This is a genomic window from Streptomyces sp. NPDC092370, assembly GCF_044755265.1.
Lineage (GTDB): Bacteria > Actinomycetota > Actinomycetes > Streptomycetales > Streptomycetaceae > Streptomyces.
Genome location: NZ_JBIVQO010000004.1, coordinates 303,114 through 317,900, shown reverse-complemented (window position 1 = coordinate 317,900; position 14,787 = coordinate 303,114). Strand labels below are relative to the sequence as shown.

Sequence of the window (14,787 nt, the reverse complement as noted above, 5' to 3'; positions counted from 1 at the left end):
CCCAGTGGTCCTGGGATACGGCTGAGAAGTGGCCAGTATGGTGGTGCGCGCCGCCGAGCTGCCCGCGTGAGGTTGTGTCGGGCGGCGGAGCCAACCGGGAGAACCTGCCTTGAGTCGTGAAACTGACACTCCGTCCTCCGGGCCCAACGGGCGCGGCGGAGCCGCCTACCCGTCGGGCACGCCGCCGTACGGGACCCCGACGGTCTCCGACGCCGGTACGGACGCGGGCCGTTCCGCCACGCGGCCGGAGGAACGCAAGACCGAGACCACGCTGACGACCCGGATCCGGATCAACATCCCCGGGTCCCGGCCCATTCCGCCGGTCGTGGTGCGCAAGCCCGTCGCGGAGGCGGAGGGCTCCGCCGACACCGACACGCGCGGTGAGACGTCGACGGCGTCGGGCACCGCCCCGGCCCCGGTCGAGCCTCCTGCCGAGTCCCCGCAGCCCGGCGACGACAAGCCGACCAGTGACTGGTTCGCGCCCCGCAAGTCGGGCGGAGGCAAGGGCGGTCCGGGCAGCGGCTCCACCAACGGGGCCGGGCTGCCGGGCGGTTCGGCTCCGGCGGCGGGCAGCCCCGGTGCGCCGGGCTCCGGTGCCGGTGCGTCCGGTGGCGCGCGTCCGGGTACCGGGCGGCCCGGAGGCGTGGTCGGCTCCATGGGCGCGCCGGGCGGTTCCCGCTCCGGCGGCACGAACGGTGCCGGGCTGCCGGGCGGCGCCACCGGCGGTCCTGTCGCGCCCGGGCACGGCGGCGGCACCGGCTCTTTCGACGTCACCGAAGCCCTGGCGGCGGGCCCGCTGGGCAACGGCTCGCGTTCGGCGGGCAACGGCTCCCGTCCCGCCCCGGGCGACGGCGGCGAACCGCGCCGCGACGACCTGCCGTACTTCGCCGAGAACGGGCAGGGCGGTTACGACGGTCAGAACGGCGGTCCGAGCGCTGCCGACGGCTTCGGCGAGCCCGCCACGCCCGGGTCCCGGGGCCCGGCCGGCCCGACCGGCGGACCGGTCACCGGCGACGGCCCGATGGTGCCGCAGGCCGGTGGCCCGGGCGGCTTCACCGCGCCCGGCGGCGCCGGCCAGGGTGACCCCGGTGCCTTCGACGCGCCGGGTGGCCCTGGGGCCCCCGGCGGTTTCGGCCACGAGCCGGGCGGTTCCGGCACCTTCAGCGCCCCGGGCGGCCCCGGGAGCTTCGGTGACCCGGGCCGGCCCGGCGGCCCCGAGTCCTTCAACGAGCCCGGTCCCCCCGGCGGCTTCGGTGGCCCGGGCCGGCCCGGCGCCCCCGAGTCCTTCAACGAGCCCGGCCGCTCCGGTGCCCCTGGCGGCCCCGGTGCCTTCAACGCCCCCGGAGCCATAGGCGGCGGCTCCGGTGGCCCTGGCGCCCCCGGCGGTCCCGCCGGTACGGGCGTATCCGGACCCGGCGGCCCCGCGGGCCCGGGTGCCCAGGGCGGCACCCCCGGCGCCACGGGCCCCGGCCCCGGTGGTGGCATGAGCGACGACACCGCCATCCTCACCCCGCAGAAGCCGGCCCCCGAACCGTCGGACGGCCAGGGCTACGGCCCCCGGCACGACAACGTCTCCGGGCACACCGTCACCAGCGGCATCCCCGTCGTACCGCCCGGCACGGCCTCTCCGTTCGGCCCGGGTGCGCCCGGCGACGGCCCGGTGCCGCACACGGCCCCGAAGCTGCCCGAGCCGGTCTCCCCGCCTCCGGCGAGCTCCTCGAAGGCGCCGAAGAAGAAGGGCCGCAACAAGCTCGTGCTGCTCGCGGTCGCCGTGGTCGTGGGCGCCGGCGGCGTCTACGGCGCCGGGCTGCTGATGAACCGCACCGACGTGCCCAAGGGCACCACCGTGCTCGGCGTCGACATCGGCGGCACGACCCGCGACGGCGCCGTCAAGAAGCTCGACGAGGCCTTCGACAAGAACGTCGGCAAGGAGATGAAGCTGTCGGTGGGCGGCAAGACCGTCGCCCTCGACCCGGACAACGCGGGCCTGCAGTTCGACATGGACGCCACGGCCGACGCGGCGGCGAAGAGCGACTACAACCCGGTCTCCGTGATCGGCTCCCTCTTCGGCAACCACCGTGTCGTCACGCCGGTCATGCCCGTCGACGAGGAGAAGCTGCACGCCTCCCTGGAGGACGCGGCGGGCGGCTCCGGCGCGTCGACCGACGGCACGATCGAGTTCAAGGACGGCAAGGCCGTCCCGGTGTACGGCAAGGTGGGCAAGGGCATCGACCTCGCCAAGGCGACGCCGACGGTGGAGGAGGCGTACCGCACCCAGGTGGAGACCGGCACGGCCGGCACGGTGAACCTGCCGACCACCTCTCGTCAGCCGACGGTCTCCAACGCCGAGGTCGACCGGGTCCTGAAGGACTTCGCGCAGCCCGCGATGTCGGCCAAGGTCATCGTGCAGACCGACGCGGCGCACAGCATTCCGTTCGGGGCGCTGTCGCTGCCGAAGATCCTCGGATTCAAGGCCGTCGACGGCAAGCTCGTGGACACCTACGACCTGAAGGCGCTCAAGGAGGCCTACGGCACGACCTTCGACGGCGTGCAGATCGAGACCGCCACCGGGAAGCGTGACGTACTCCCGCAGGACGTCGTCACCGCACTGCGCAAGGCGCTGCGCGGCAAGACGGCGGCGGAGCGCACCGTGGTCATCGACACCACCCCGAACTGATCGCCGCGCGAACGACGGAGCCCCTGCCCGCACGGCAGGGGCTCCGTCGTTCGCGCGGCGTACGGAATTCACGGGTGAACGCCTGCGCCCGGCCAGGGACCCGCACGGTCTGCCCGGCCACTCGCTGTCCCTGCGGCGCCCGCCGCCGCACGGTCGAGCTGCCGCGCGGCCCTGCGCCAGGGCCGCCGCGATGAAGCCGGCCTGCCTGGGGGCGCGGGGAACTGCGCGATCAGCCCCGGACGACCCGCACCCGCCCGGCGGCGGGACCGGCACGGCGAGCAGGCGGGCGAGCAGGCGGGCGAGCAGGCGTCAGTTGAGCATCGCCCTGGCCGCGGAAGCCTCCCCCCGCACCCGCTCGGCAGCCGCCTCGTCCACCGCCGAGACCACGTCCGCATAGGCCTCCAACTCCGCGGCCCCGCCGAGGAACTCTCCCCGCTGGACGAGCAACCGGGCCCGCTCGTACCGCAACCGAGCCGGACGTGACGGCAGCAGCAACGACAACTCGACCGCCCACAACGCCACATCCGACCGCTCGGGCCGGGCGGCGGCCCACGCCCGCACGTTGTTCAGGATCCGCAGCACCACATCCAGCGGATCCGCCGGCCGCAACATCGCCGCGTCCAGCCGCGCCCCCGTCGCCCCGGCCACCAGCAACTCCGCGTCGGCCCCGCTCAGCACCCGCCCCCCGCCGAACGGATCCGCGAGCACCTGCCCCTCCTCCGGCCCGAACCCGACCACGAAGTGCCCCGGCAGGGCGACCCCGTACACCGGCGCTCCCGCCCGCCGTGCCACCTCCATCCACACCACGGACAGCAGGATGGGCAGTCCCCTGCGCCGCACCAGCACCTCGTGCAGCAGCGACGACTCCAGACGCTGGTAGTCGGCCGGCGTGCCGTGGAAGCCCGTTCGCTCACCGAGCAGCTCCCGCAGGGCGACCGCCCAGGCCCGCGGCCCGCCGGGCTTGTACGGCAGCAGCCCCGCCAGCCGGTCCAGCTCGACCTGTGCGGCGTCCAGGCCCGCCTCGTCCAGCTCCCCGTCCGCCTCCGCGCCGACCAGCAGGCACAGCGTCGACAGATCGGGCCGCTCGGAACGGGCCTCTTCGGCGAACCGCCGCCGCAGCTCGGCGGAACGCTCGGGGGACGGGGGATACGGGGGACGCATAGCTGGCTCGTGCCCTTCGACGATGATCGTTTACCGGCCGGTGCCGTCGGCCTCCGGCTCCCGGTAGTGGTGGTAGGCGTGATGCGTTGCGAAGCCCATCCCGGCGTACAGCGCCCGCGCTCCCGCGTTCTCGGCCTCCACCTGGAGCCACGCGGCCGACGCGCCCTCGTCGAGCGCCTGACGGGCCAGCGCGGCCATCACGGCCGTGCCGAGCCCCTGCCGCCGCAGCGCCGGATCGACCTCGACGGCGGCGAACCCGGCCCATCGCCCGTCGACGACACACCGCCCGATGGCGGCCGGAGGCGCCCCCTCGGCCGCACCGGGCACGGTCGCGAACCACACCGACGGCCCGCCCCCGAGCACCCGCAGCGCCACCTCGCTCACACCCTTGCGCTGATACCGGGCCAGCCAGCCCTCACCGGCCTCCCGGGACAGCACGACCCCGGCGGGGTCGCCCCGGTCGGCGATCGGCGCCAGCGGCCCGATCCACAGCTCGGCGGTCACCTCCCGCTCCCAGCCCCGCTCCTCCAGCTCGGCACAGAGCAGCTCCTGCGTGCCCTCGGCGCCGGTCGCGGCCTGGACGTAGGCGGGCAGTCCGCGCTCCGCGTACCACCGCCGTACGGCGCCCAGGGCCTCGTCGAGCGGCACGCCCGGCGTGCCAAGCGGCAATACCGAGTTGGCCCGCCGCGTGAACCCGGACGCCGCCCGCAGCTCCCACTCCCCGAGCCGTTCGCTCTCCACGGGCCGCCAGGCCCGCGCGGTGACCCGGGCCAGCTCCTCGTAGGAGGCGGCGGGACCGCGGCGACGCGCCGGTGCGGAGGGTACGACCTTGCCCGCGACCAGCGCCGATTCCGCGATTCGGACGCTCTCGCCACTCTTGCGTGTGATCAGCAGCACACCGTTGTCCCATGATGTGAGAACACCGACCGTGTCGGTGAACTTCTCCGCCGGAGCCGGACGTTCGATCAAGCTCCGCACGGAGACCCGTTTGCCCACGTCAGCAGCGGTGATACGGACCTCGAGTCGCCCGGCGGCAGAGATTTCCACAGGTCAGTTCACCCCTCCTGTTCGGATCATGCCCAGGAACGGAGATACTAGGGGCGGGCATCGACGACGCCGCGCTCCCGCGCGCCAGGCGGCGGAGCCTGAGGAGGCCCGCCAGCGCCCTATCGAGGAGGAACGACAGCGTGACCTACGTCATCGCGCAGCCTTGTGTCGACGTCAAGGACAAGGCGTGCATCGAGGAGTGCCCGGTCGACTGCATCTACGAGGGCCAGCGGTCCTTGTACATCCACCCGGACGAATGCGTCGACTGTGGTGCCTGTGAGCCGGTCTGCCCGGTCGAGGCGATCTTCTACGAGGACGACACTCCCGAGGAGTGGAAGGACTACTACAAGGCGAACGTCGAGTTCTTCGACGAGCTCGGTTCGCCCGGCGGCGCCAGCAAGCTGGGGCTGATCGAGCGCGACCATCCCTTCGTCGCCGCGCTGCCGCCGCAGAACCAGTAAGAGCGGCCCGCACCAGCGCCGCCTCGGTCCCGTACGGCCCGATCAGCACGCTGATCGCCGTACGGGACCGAGGCGTTTGCCGTAGCCCGGCTCGTACGTGCCAGAAAGTGAGCCAGAACCCGTGTCCGCAGTCTCCGACCGCCTCCCCACGTTTCCCTGGGACAAGCTGGCCCCGTACAAGGCCACGGCCGCCGCCCACCCGGACGGCATCGTCGACCTGTCCGTCGGCACCCCGGTCGACCCGGTCCCCGAGCTGATCCAGAAAGCGCTGGTCGCGGCTGCGGACTCGCCGGGCTATCCGACGGTCTGGGGCACGCCCGAGCTGCGCGACGCGATCACCGGCTGGGTCGAGCGCCGCCTCGGCGCTCGTGGGGTCACCCACCGCCACGTGCTGCCGGTCGTCGGCTCCAAGGAACTCGTCGCCTGGCTCCCGACCCAGCTGGGCCTCGGCCCCGGCGACCGGGTGGCCTACCCGCGCCTGGCCTACCCGACGTACGAGGTCGGTGCCCGGCTGGCGTGCGCCGGGTACGAGGCCTACGACGACCCGACGGAACTGGACCCCGAGGGCCTGAAGCTCCTCTGGCTGAACTCCCCGTCGAACCCCACGGGCAAGGTGCTCTCCAAGGAGGAGCTGACCCGGATCGTGGCCTGGGCCCGCTCGCACGGCATCCTGCTCTTCTCCGACGAGTGCTATCTGGAGCTGGGCTGGGAGGCCGATCCGGTCTCGGTGCTGCACCCGGACGTCAACGGCGGCTCGTACGACGGCATCGTCTCCGTCCACTCCCTCTCCAAGCGCTCGAACCTCGCGGGCTACCGCGCGGCCTTCCTGGCCGGCGACCCGGCGGTCCTCGGGCCGCTGCTGGAGATCCGCAAGCACGGCGGCATGATGACGTCGGCTCCGACGCAGGCGGCCGTCGTCGCGGCCCTCGGCGACGACGACCACGTGCGCGTCCAGCGCGAGCGCTACGCCTCCCGCCGCGAGCTCCTGCGCGAGGCCCTCCACACCCACGGCTTCCGCATCGAGCACAGCGAGGCCAGCCTGTACCTGTGGGCCACGAGGGGCGAGTCCTGCTGGGACACGGTCGCCCACCTCGCACAGCGCGGCATCCTCGTCGCACCGGGCGACTTCTACGGCCCGGCGGGCGCGGAGTTCGTCCGCGTGGCGCTGACGGCGACCGACGAAAGGGTCGCGGCGGCCGTACGGCGTCTGTGAGCGCCGCCGAGCACATGGCGAAGGGGTCCGGGAAAGCTCCCCGGACCCCTTCGGCGTCACAGCACCGGTGCGTCAGCCGACCGGCAGGCCCGTCACCTGCAGGGAGTCGGCGGACGGCACGCCGCCCTTGGCGAGGGAGTCCGTCGGCAGGCCGCCCTGGGCCGAACCGGCCGTGTCGCCGACGAGCTGCCCGGCGGAGTCCGCCGCGTCACCGGCCGCCTTGTGCGGCACGGGCGTGGTCTTCTTGCCCGCCTTGCCACCGGTCTTGCCCGGGGCCGGCGTCGCCTTCTTGACGCTCTTGCCGCCGGTGTCACCCGCGGACTCGGTGACCTTCTGCGCCGCGCCGTCGACGGTGTTGCCGACGTTCGCCCCGTCCAGGGCGGTCAGGCCCCCGAGGTTCGGGGTGGCGGGCAGCTCGGGGGCCGCGCTGGCGGAGCCGGCCGCACCGACCCCGGCAGCCGCTCCCGCAGCGACGATCAGCGCGGCACGGGCGATCCGGCGGGTCAAGGGGAGGGACATGGTGCTCCTTCGACGGGAGAGAACAGTGAGCTTCGTGAAGTGCCCGGCCGCGGTGGGGCAGTTGATCGACTGGCTGAGGATCACCCCGGCTCGGACGCAGTGACTACCGCTCGAAGCCCGCGAAGGTTGCGGCGCCGCAACGTAAAGAGTTGGCAATGTGTCGCATTATCGGCTGCGGATAAAAGCGGTCAAAGAGGCTGTTGCGGGAAACGCCGCCGAATCCTTCCAGCCCTGTGTTCCCAAGGGATTCCACGGTTTCCCGGAGGGGTGCGAAAACCTGCGCACCCCGTCGCCACCGAGTCGTGCGGGTAACCCCCTCGGGTGAGTCCCCGCACCCCTGCGCGATCTAGCCCATCGTGACGATACGGACCGCGTCCGCGGCCCGTTCCGCGCCCGCGGTGCCCTTCGCCGGGGAATCCCGCCACTGGCTGGCGGTGTTCCCGGCGACCCACTCGCGCCCCGCGTAGGTGACGCGCTCGATGTGCAGCTCGGAGGCGTTGGCCACGGCCCAGTGCGCCAGCTGCCAGCCGCGCCGGTCCGGGCCCCGCCCGGCCGCCGTACCCGGGTCGGCGGTCACCGGCAGGGTCACCGTCCGCCCGCCGGTCCCGCCCGTACCGCTCGGGGACGGCGCCGGTGTGGCCGCCGACGGGCCGCCCACCGCGGCGCCGGCCGGCTCCAGCACATCCCGCCCGAAGTCCCGCACGAGCGCGGCCCGCACGCCGTCCGGGCCCGAGGCCCGGGTCGCGGCCGGGCGGCCTTCGCAGGTCAGCGTGGCCGCGGACTGCCCGGTGAGGGCCGCGGCGAGCAGCGCGGCGTCGGGCTCGTGCTTGGCGTAGGCCTGCGGGAAGCCGCTGCGCTGCACGCGCTGGGCGGCGACCGTGAGCGGCAGCCGGGTGTAGCCGGGCACCTTGACCAGGTGTTCGTAGAACTCACCGGCCGAGTACGTCGGGTCCATGATCTCCTTCGGCGTGCCCCAGCCCTGCGAGGGCCGTTGCTGGAACAGGCCGAGGGAGTCCCGGTCACCGTGGCTGATGTTGCGCAGGGCCGACTCCTGCAACGCGGTCGCCAGCGCGATGGTCACGGCCCGTTCGGGCAGCCCGCGCGCGGTCCCCACGGCGGTGATCGTCGCGGCGTTCACCGCCTGCTCGGGTGTGAACTCGTACGACGCCCCGTCGCCCTTGCCGGAGACGACCTTGCAGCCCGGTCCGCCGGAGCCCCCGGTGACGTACTGCACGACGAGGTAACCGGCGACCGCGAGCAGGGCCACGAAGGCGGCCCCGCATCGGAAGAGGCGGCCACGACGCTTGGGAGAGGACGGCTCTGGCACGCCGTACAAGGTACTGGAGAGTAGGGAGTGGTATGAGCCGGGTGGGGACAGTGAGGCGACGGCCTGGCGCGTTAGGGTCGACGGCATGGCCGACACCTCACTTGACCTCACGCTGGACGCCGCGGAGCTGACCGCCCGGCTCGTCGACTTCCGTTCCGAGAGCGGCACCGAGAAGCCCCTCGCGGACGCCGTCGAGACGGCGCTGCGCGCGCTGCCCCACCTGACGGTCGACCGGTACGGCAACAATGTCGTGGCCCGCACGAACCTGGGCCGCCCGGAGCGGGTGATCCTGGCCGGCCACATCGACACCGTGCCGATCGCGGACAACGTCCCCTCCCGGCTCGACGAGGACGGCGTCCTGTGGGGCTGCGGCACCTGCGACATGAAGTCGGGCGTCGCCGTGCAGCTGCGCATCGCCGCCACGGTCCCGGCCCCCAACCGCGACCTGACCTTCGTCTTCTACGACAACGAGGAGGTCGCCGCGGAGCTGAACGGCCTCAAGCACGTCTCCGAGACGCACCCCGAGTGGCTGGAGGGCGACTTCGCGGTCCTGCTCGAACCGTCGGACGGCCAGGTCGAGGGCGGCTGCCAGGGAACCCTGCGGGTGCTGCTGAAGACCACCGGCGAGCGGGCCCACTCGGCGCGCGGCTGGATGGGCTCGAACGCGATCCACGCCGCGGCCCCGATCCTCGCCCGCCTGGCCTCCTACGAACCCCGCCGGCCGGTCATCGACGGCCTGGAGTACCGCGAGGGCCTGAACGCGGTCGGCATCGGCGGGGGAGTGGCCGGCAACGTCATCCCCGACGAGTGCGTGGTCACCGTCAACTTCCGCTACGCGCCCGACCGCACGCCCGAGGAGGCCGTCGCCCACGTCCGGGAGGTCTTCGCGGACTGCGGAGTCGACGAGTTCGAGGTCGTCGACCACAGCGGCGCGGCGATGCCCGGTCTGTCCCATCCGGCGGCCAAGGCCTTCATCGAGGCGGTCGGCGGCACCCCCATGCCCAAGTACGGCTGGACGGACGTCTCCCGGTTCTCCGCGCTCGGCGTCCCGGCGGTCAACTACGGCCCCGGCAACCCCCACTTGGCGCACAAGCGGGACGAGCGCGTGGAGATCGCCAAGATCCTCGCGGGTGAGGAGCGCCTGAGGAACTGGCTGACCGCCTGACCCCGCCGGGACGCCTTCGTGTTTACGGCGCTTCATCGCGGACATGCTCACGTCCCTCGTTCGTAACCCGCGTAGATCTACGCTGAGGTGGAAAGACAGGCACGACGGAGGGAGCGCACATGGCGACCGGCAACCCCGAGGGGAAGAAGCAGCCGCCGGATGAACAGCGCCTGGGCCCGGTCCTCCGGAGGCGGGATCAGGTGCAGGCCAGCACCACGGACCAGCGGCTGCTGGACGAGCGTGCCCCCTCCGACTGGGTCCACACCGACCCGTGGCGCGTGCTGCGCATCCAGTCGGAGTTCATCGAGGGTTTCGGTGCGCTGGCCGAACTCCCGCCCGCCATCAGTGTGTTCGGCTCGGCCCGGACTCCGGTGGACTCACTCGAGTACGAGGCGGGCGTCCGGCTGGGCCGGGGCCTGGTGGAGGCGGGCTTCGCCGTCATCACGGGCGGCGGTCCGGGTGCGATGGAGGCGGCCAACAAGGGGGCCCTGGAGGCGAAGGGCATCTCGGTCGGCCTCGGCATCGAGCTGCCGTTCGAGCAGGGGCTCAACCCGTATGTCGACATCGGCCTCAACTTCCGCTACTTCTTCGTGCGGAAGATGATGTTCGTCAAGTACGCCCAGGGCTTCGTCGTCCTGCCCGGCGGTCTCGGCACCCTCGACGAACTCTTCGAGGCCCTCACCCTCGTCCAGACGCAGAAGGTCACGCGCTTCCCGATCGTCCTCTTCGGCAGCGACTACTGGGGCGGCCTGGTCGACTGGCTCCGCGGCACGGTGATCGCCCAGGGCAAGGCGGCGGACAAGGACCTGCTGCTGTTCCACGTGACGGACGACGTGGACGAGGCGGTGGCCCTGGTCTCGAAGGAAGCCGGCCGCTGAAAGGACTCCGCGAGGCAGAGGACCCTGGCCGGGGATCCCCGGCCAGGGTCCTTCGTTCGGACCAGGGCCGGCTGCGAGGCCCGGCTCCTGTCAGCCGCTCCGGGCCCCGCGGCGCCGGGATGATCCAACGACAGGCCCTGCACTAGACCAGCCCACGCCGGGCGACGGCAGGGCTCCGATGCCCCGCGATCGCCGAGACCATCTCCAGCACCTGCCGGGTCTCGGCGACCTCGTGCACCCGGTACACCCGCGCCCCCAGCCACGCGGACACCGCCGTGGTCGCCAGCGTCCCCACGACCCGCTCCTTGACCGGCCGGTCCAGCGTCTCCCCGACGAAGTCCTTGTTGGACAGCGACACCAGCACTGGCCACCCCGTGGCGACCATCTCGTCCAGCCTCCGCGTCGCCTCCAGGCTGTGCCGGGTGTTCTTCCCGAAGTCATGGCCGGGGTCGATCATGATCGACTCCCGCGGCACCCCGAGCGCCAGCGCCCGCTCGGCCAGCGCGACCGTGACGTCCAGGATGTCCGCCATGACGTCGTCGTACTCGATCCGGTGCGGCCGCGTCCGCGGCTGCGCCCCGCCGGCGTGCGTGCACACCAGCCCCACCCGGTACCGCGCGGCGACCTCCGCCAGGCCCGGATCGACACCGCCCCACGCGTCGTTCAGCAGATCGGCCCCGGCCTCGCACACGGCCCGGCCGACCTCGGCCCGCCAGGTGTCCACGCTGATGATCACGTCCGGGAAACGCCGTCGCACCTCCGCCACGAACCCGACCGTCCGCCGGGCCTCCTCCTCGGCCGTGACCTCCTCGCCCGGCCCGGCCTTGACCCCGCCGATGTCGATGATCGCGGCGCCCTCGGCCACGGCCCGCTCCACACGCGCGAGGGCCGGCTCGTCGCGGAAGGTGGCGCCCCGGTCGTAGAAGGAGTCCGGGGTCCGGTTCACGATCGCCATGATCACCGGCTCGTGCGTCCCGAATTCCCGCTTGCCCAGCCTGAGCATCCCCTGTGACCTTTCCTGGTACATCCCGTCCTCCGCCGCCTGCGACCCTAACCGGCGGACTCGCATGGCACGATCGGAGCCTGACAACATCGACTCGGAGGACTTCCGAAGAGTCCGATCCATCCGACCGTGGGGGCCCCGCGATGGTTATGTTCCTGTTCCTGGTCGTCGCGCTCGCCGTCGTGGTCGGCGCGGTGACTATCGCCGTGGTGGGCGGCGGCGACAACGGCCCGCTGCCCGAGGCCTCCCCGGAGCGGCTGCGCGACCAGCTGCCCCCGGACCGCCCGCTCGACCGCGCGGACGTGGAGGGCCTGCGTTTCCCGCTCGCCGTCCGCGGCTACCGCATGGCGGACGTGGACGACGCCCTGAGCCGCCTGGGCGCCGAGCTCGCCGAGCGCGACGCCCGCATCGCCGACCTGGAGTCGGCCCTGGCCGGCGCCCGGTCGGCCCCCACCCACGGGCCGGTGCGCACGGCCGGGGAGAAGCACGTGTCCACGGACAAGCCCGATCCCCGGCCGGAGGACCGGCCGTGAGCGACGGCGCCGCCCTGCCCGGTCCCGACGGCGCGCTGCGCTGCCCCTGGGCCCTGTCCGCCCCGGAGTACGTGGCCTACCACGACGAGGAGTGGGGCCGCCCGGTCCACGGGGACGACGCGCTCTTCGAGCGACTCAGCCTGGAGGCCTTCCAGTCCGGCCTGTCCTGGATCACCATCCTGCGCCGCCGCCCCGGCTTCCGGGCCGCCTTCGCCGACTTCAAGATCGCCTCGGTGGCCGCCTTCACCGACGAGGACCGCGAGCGCCTCCTGGCCGACGCCGGCATCATCCGCAACCGCGCCAAGATCGACGCCACCCTCGCCAACGCGCGTGCGCTGACCGAGTGGTCCCCCGGCGAACTGGACGACCTGATCTGGTCCCACGCCCCGGACCCGGCCACCCGTCCGGCTCCGCGGACCCTCTCGGACGTCCCGCCCCTCACCCCCGAGTCGACGGCGCTGTCCAAGGCCCTCAAGAAGCGGGGCCTGCGTTTCGTGGGGCCGACGACGGCGTACGCCCTGATGCAGGCGTGCGGTCTGGTGGACGACCACCTGGAGGCGTGCGTGACGAGAAGCGCCCCGTAGGGGCGCCCCGGGGTCTACCGGCCCAGATACTTGGGCTTCTCCTTGTTGACGAAGGCCTGCACCGCGATCGCGTGGTCCTCGGAGGAGCCGGCCCGGGTCTGGAGCTCGTCCTCCTTCTCCAGGGCCTCCTCCAGGGAGTGCGTCAGCCCGTACGCCACCGACTCCTTCAGTGCCGCGTACGCCACCGTCGGCCCCTCGGCCAGCGCCCGCGCCACCTTCTCGGCCTCCGCCCGCAGCTCACCGGCCGGCACCAGCCGGTTGGCGACACCCAGCTCGTACGCCTCCTGCGCACTGATGCTGCGCGGGAAGAGCAGCAGGTCAGCGGCGCGCCCCGGGCCGACCACCCGCGGCAGCGTCCAGGAGATCCCCGAGTCGGCGGTCAGCGCGACCCCGGCGAACGAGGTGTTGAACGCGGCGGTGTCCGCCACGATCCGGTAGTCCGCGGCGAGCGCGAAGCCGAAGCCCGCCCCGGCCGCGACCCCGTTCACGGCGGCGACGACCGGCTTCGCCGCCCCGGCCAGCGCCCGCACGATCGGGTTGTAGTGCTCCCGTACCGTGCTCATGGTCTGCCCCGACCCGGCCTCCCGGTCCGCGGCCAGCAGCCCGATGTGCTCCTTGAGGTCCTGGCCGACGCAGAACGCCCGGTCACCGGCGGCGGTCAGCAGCACCGCCCGCACGGCCCCGTCGTCCGCCGCGGACCGGACCGCCTCCCGCAGGGCGACCTTGGTCTCCACGTTCAGCGCGTTCATCGCCTCCGGGCGGTTCAGCGTGATCGTCGCGAGTCCGTCGCTCACCTCGTAGAGCACGGTGTCGGTCATGGCGTATCCCCTCCGGGTCGCGGATCGGTGACGTACCGGCCGGTACGTCACGGGTCTGCAGGACAGCATGACGGAGATCGCCGACGTCGAACCGGACCGGACGTGTGACCTGCGTCAAAGAATTCTCGCCCGGATTCGTTCGGCGGATGCGTGTGCGGGGGCGGAGTATCGCAGCCTCATCGCCGAATTGAGTGGTTTTGCTCGCGTGCGTTGCCCAAGCGATGCCGACCGATGTTGGTCATCGGGTCCTGAGATGCGGGATAATGGCCTGGAAGCAATGTGTTCGATGCCGGTGTCGCGTGTCCTGCCACAAGGACCGCACGTGTGCCCTTCTTCAGGGCCGTCGGCTTTGACGATGAGCTGGGTTTCAGGAAGGGGAACGAGCATGGCGGCCATGAAGCCGCGAACGGGTGATGGCCCGCTCGAGGTGACCAAGGAGGGGCGGGGCATCGTCATGCGCGTTCCGCTCGAAGGCGGCGGTCGGCTCGTCGTCGAGCTGACCCCGGACGAGGCCGACGCGCTCGGCGACGCCCTCAAGAAGGTCGTCGGCTGACGGGCAAGCGACCATACCCTTTCAGTTGCCCCGGCATCACATGTGGTGCCGGGGCGGCTGTTTTCACCGCTGACACTCGCCTGCCCCGGCTCCCGCCGCCCTAACGCGCGACCCGGCTAGCGTTTCACCGCGCACAGCAGCCCGTCGCCCACCGGCAGCAGGGACGGCAACAGCTCCTGGCTCTCGCGTACCGCGCGCAGCAGCTCCCGCAGGCGCAGCACCTCCGTCGGCTGGGGACCGGAGTCCACCGTCCGGCCGTTCGCGAAGGCGCCCTCGAAGACGACGAGCCCGCCGGTGCGCAGCAGACGCAACGATTCAGCGAGGTAGTCCATGACCTCCAGGCGGTCGCCGTCGCAGAAGACCAGGTCGTAACCGGCGTCCGCGAGGCGGGGCAGCACGTCCAGGGCGCGGCCCGGGATGAAGCGGGCCCGGTTGCTGGCGAAGCCGGAGGCGCGGAAGGCCTGCCGGGCGAACTGCTGGTGCTCCGGCTCGGGGTCCACGGTCGTCAGCACACCGTCGGGCCGCATACCGTGCAGGAGGTGGATCCCGGAGACACCGCATCCGGTCCCGATCTCCGCGACGGCCTTCGCGTCTACGGACGCGGCCAGCAACCGCAGCGCGGCGCCCGTGCCGGGCGTCACCGAGCGCAGCCCTGCCTCACGGGCCCGGTCCCGGGCCCAGTGCAGCGCTTCGTCCTCGGCGACATAGGCGTCGGCGAACGCCCAGCTCGTCTGCCGGTTGCCGGTAATGACCCTCTCCTGTCCCCGTGAATGCCTGGGCGTGACTGTATCCGTTGGGCACGGGAACCCGCAGATGGGACCGGTCGTTGAAAGGGGAGAGCAAACGGC

Annotated in this window: 15 protein-coding genes; 8 read left to right on the top strand and 7 right to left on the bottom strand. The window is 72.8% G+C overall.

Annotated elements, in window-relative coordinates; all coding sequences use genetic code 11:
- The first annotated feature begins 109 nt into the window (after nucleotides 1–109).
- Complete coding sequence (locus ACIQHQ_RS15510) at nucleotides 110–2,677, top strand: hypothetical protein (protein WP_402612413.1); 2,568 nt, start codon at nucleotides 110–112, stop codon at nucleotides 2,675–2,677.
- A 309-nt stretch (nucleotides 2,678–2,986) separates the two neighbouring features.
- Here the strand turns inward: ACIQHQ_RS15510 and ACIQHQ_RS15505 are convergent, their stop codons facing one another.
- The gene (locus ACIQHQ_RS15505) at nucleotides 2,987–3,838 is read right to left on the bottom strand and encodes a tetratricopeptide repeat protein (RefSeq protein ID WP_402612412.1); all 852 of its coding nucleotides are present in this window, start codon (nucleotides 3,836–3,838) and stop codon (nucleotides 2,987–2,989) included.
- Nucleotides 3,839–3,868: 30 nt separating this feature from the next.
- Nucleotides 3,869–4,885, bottom strand: a complete 1,017-nt coding sequence (locus tag ACIQHQ_RS15500; RefSeq protein WP_402612411.1) for a GNAT family N-acetyltransferase — start codon at nucleotides 4,883–4,885, stop codon at nucleotides 3,869–3,871.
- 140 nt (nucleotides 4,886–5,025) lie between these two features.
- Between ACIQHQ_RS15500 and fdxA the strand changes: the two genes are divergently transcribed.
- Both fdxA and ACIQHQ_RS15490 read left to right on the top strand, forming a co-directional pair.
- On the top strand, nucleotides 5,026–5,346 hold the full coding sequence (fdxA, locus tag ACIQHQ_RS15495) for a ferredoxin (protein WP_003973842.1): 321 nt from the start codon (nucleotides 5,026–5,028) through the stop codon (nucleotides 5,344–5,346).
- A gap of 121 nt (nucleotides 5,347–5,467) precedes the next feature.
- A complete protein-coding gene (locus ACIQHQ_RS15490) occupies nucleotides 5,468–6,559 on the top strand; it encodes a bifunctional succinyldiaminopimelate transaminase/glutamate-prephenate aminotransferase (RefSeq protein WP_402612410.1) in 1,092 nt (363 codons plus the stop codon).
- Nucleotides 6,560–6,631: 72 nt separating this feature from the next.
- On the opposite strand, the gene ACIQHQ_RS15485 is transcribed toward ACIQHQ_RS15490, so the two are convergent.
- Complete coding sequence (locus tag ACIQHQ_RS15485) at nucleotides 6,632–7,078, bottom strand: ATP-binding protein (RefSeq protein WP_402612409.1); 447 nt, start codon at nucleotides 7,076–7,078, stop codon at nucleotides 6,632–6,634.
- A gap of 346 nt (nucleotides 7,079–7,424) precedes the next feature.
- Complete coding sequence (locus ACIQHQ_RS15480) at nucleotides 7,425–8,405, bottom strand: heavy metal transporter (protein WP_402612408.1); 981 nt, start codon at nucleotides 8,403–8,405, stop codon at nucleotides 7,425–7,427.
- 85 nt (nucleotides 8,406–8,490) lie between these two features.
- Between ACIQHQ_RS15480 and dapE the strand changes: the two genes are divergently transcribed.
- Together dapE and ACIQHQ_RS15470 are read left to right on the top strand one after the other, a co-directional pair.
- A complete protein-coding gene (gene dapE, locus ACIQHQ_RS15475; protein WP_402612407.1) occupies nucleotides 8,491–9,570 on the top strand; it encodes a succinyl-diaminopimelate desuccinylase in 1,080 nt (359 codons plus the stop codon).
- A 119-nt stretch (nucleotides 9,571–9,689) separates the two neighbouring features.
- Entirely contained in the window at nucleotides 9,690–10,448 is a 759-nt protein-coding gene (locus ACIQHQ_RS15470) for a TIGR00730 family Rossman fold protein (RefSeq protein ID WP_402612406.1), read from the top strand.
- 142 nt (nucleotides 10,449–10,590) lie between these two features.
- Here the strand turns inward: ACIQHQ_RS15470 and folP are convergent, their stop codons facing one another.
- Nucleotides 10,591–11,451, bottom strand: a complete 861-nt coding sequence (gene folP, locus ACIQHQ_RS15465; protein ID WP_402612405.1) for a dihydropteroate synthase — start codon at nucleotides 11,449–11,451, stop codon at nucleotides 10,591–10,593.
- A gap of 149 nt (nucleotides 11,452–11,600) precedes the next feature.
- Between folP and ACIQHQ_RS15460 the strand changes: the two genes are divergently transcribed.
- Both ACIQHQ_RS15460 and ACIQHQ_RS15455 read left to right on the top strand, forming a co-directional pair.
- A complete protein-coding gene (locus ACIQHQ_RS15460; protein ID WP_402612688.1) occupies nucleotides 11,601–11,984 on the top strand; it encodes a DivIVA domain-containing protein in 384 nt (127 codons plus the stop codon).
- Complete coding sequence (locus tag ACIQHQ_RS15455) at nucleotides 11,981–12,568, top strand: DNA-3-methyladenine glycosylase I (protein WP_402612404.1); 588 nt, start codon at nucleotides 11,981–11,983, stop codon at nucleotides 12,566–12,568. Before ACIQHQ_RS15460 ends, ACIQHQ_RS15455 begins: the two co-directional genes overlap by 4 nt.
- 14 nt (nucleotides 12,569–12,582) lie before the next feature.
- Here the strand turns inward: ACIQHQ_RS15455 and ACIQHQ_RS15450 are convergent, their stop codons facing one another.
- Nucleotides 12,583–13,386: an enoyl-CoA hydratase/isomerase family protein gene (locus ACIQHQ_RS15450; RefSeq protein ID WP_402612403.1), complete on the bottom strand. Its 804-nt coding sequence runs from the start codon at nucleotides 13,384–13,386 to the stop codon at nucleotides 12,583–12,585.
- Between the two features lie 385 nt (nucleotides 13,387–13,771).
- Between ACIQHQ_RS15450 and ACIQHQ_RS15445 the strand changes: the two genes are divergently transcribed.
- The gene (locus tag ACIQHQ_RS15445) at nucleotides 13,772–13,939 is read left to right on the top strand and encodes a DUF3117 domain-containing protein (protein WP_003966491.1); all 168 of its coding nucleotides are present in this window, start codon (nucleotides 13,772–13,774) and stop codon (nucleotides 13,937–13,939) included.
- 116 nt (nucleotides 13,940–14,055) lie between these two features.
- Here ACIQHQ_RS15445 and ACIQHQ_RS15440 read toward each other — a convergent pair whose 3' ends face one another.
- Nucleotides 14,056–14,754, bottom strand: a complete 699-nt coding sequence (locus tag ACIQHQ_RS15440; RefSeq protein WP_311774664.1) for an O-methyltransferase — start codon at nucleotides 14,752–14,754, stop codon at nucleotides 14,056–14,058.
- Nucleotides 14,755–14,787 lie beyond the last annotated feature (33 nt).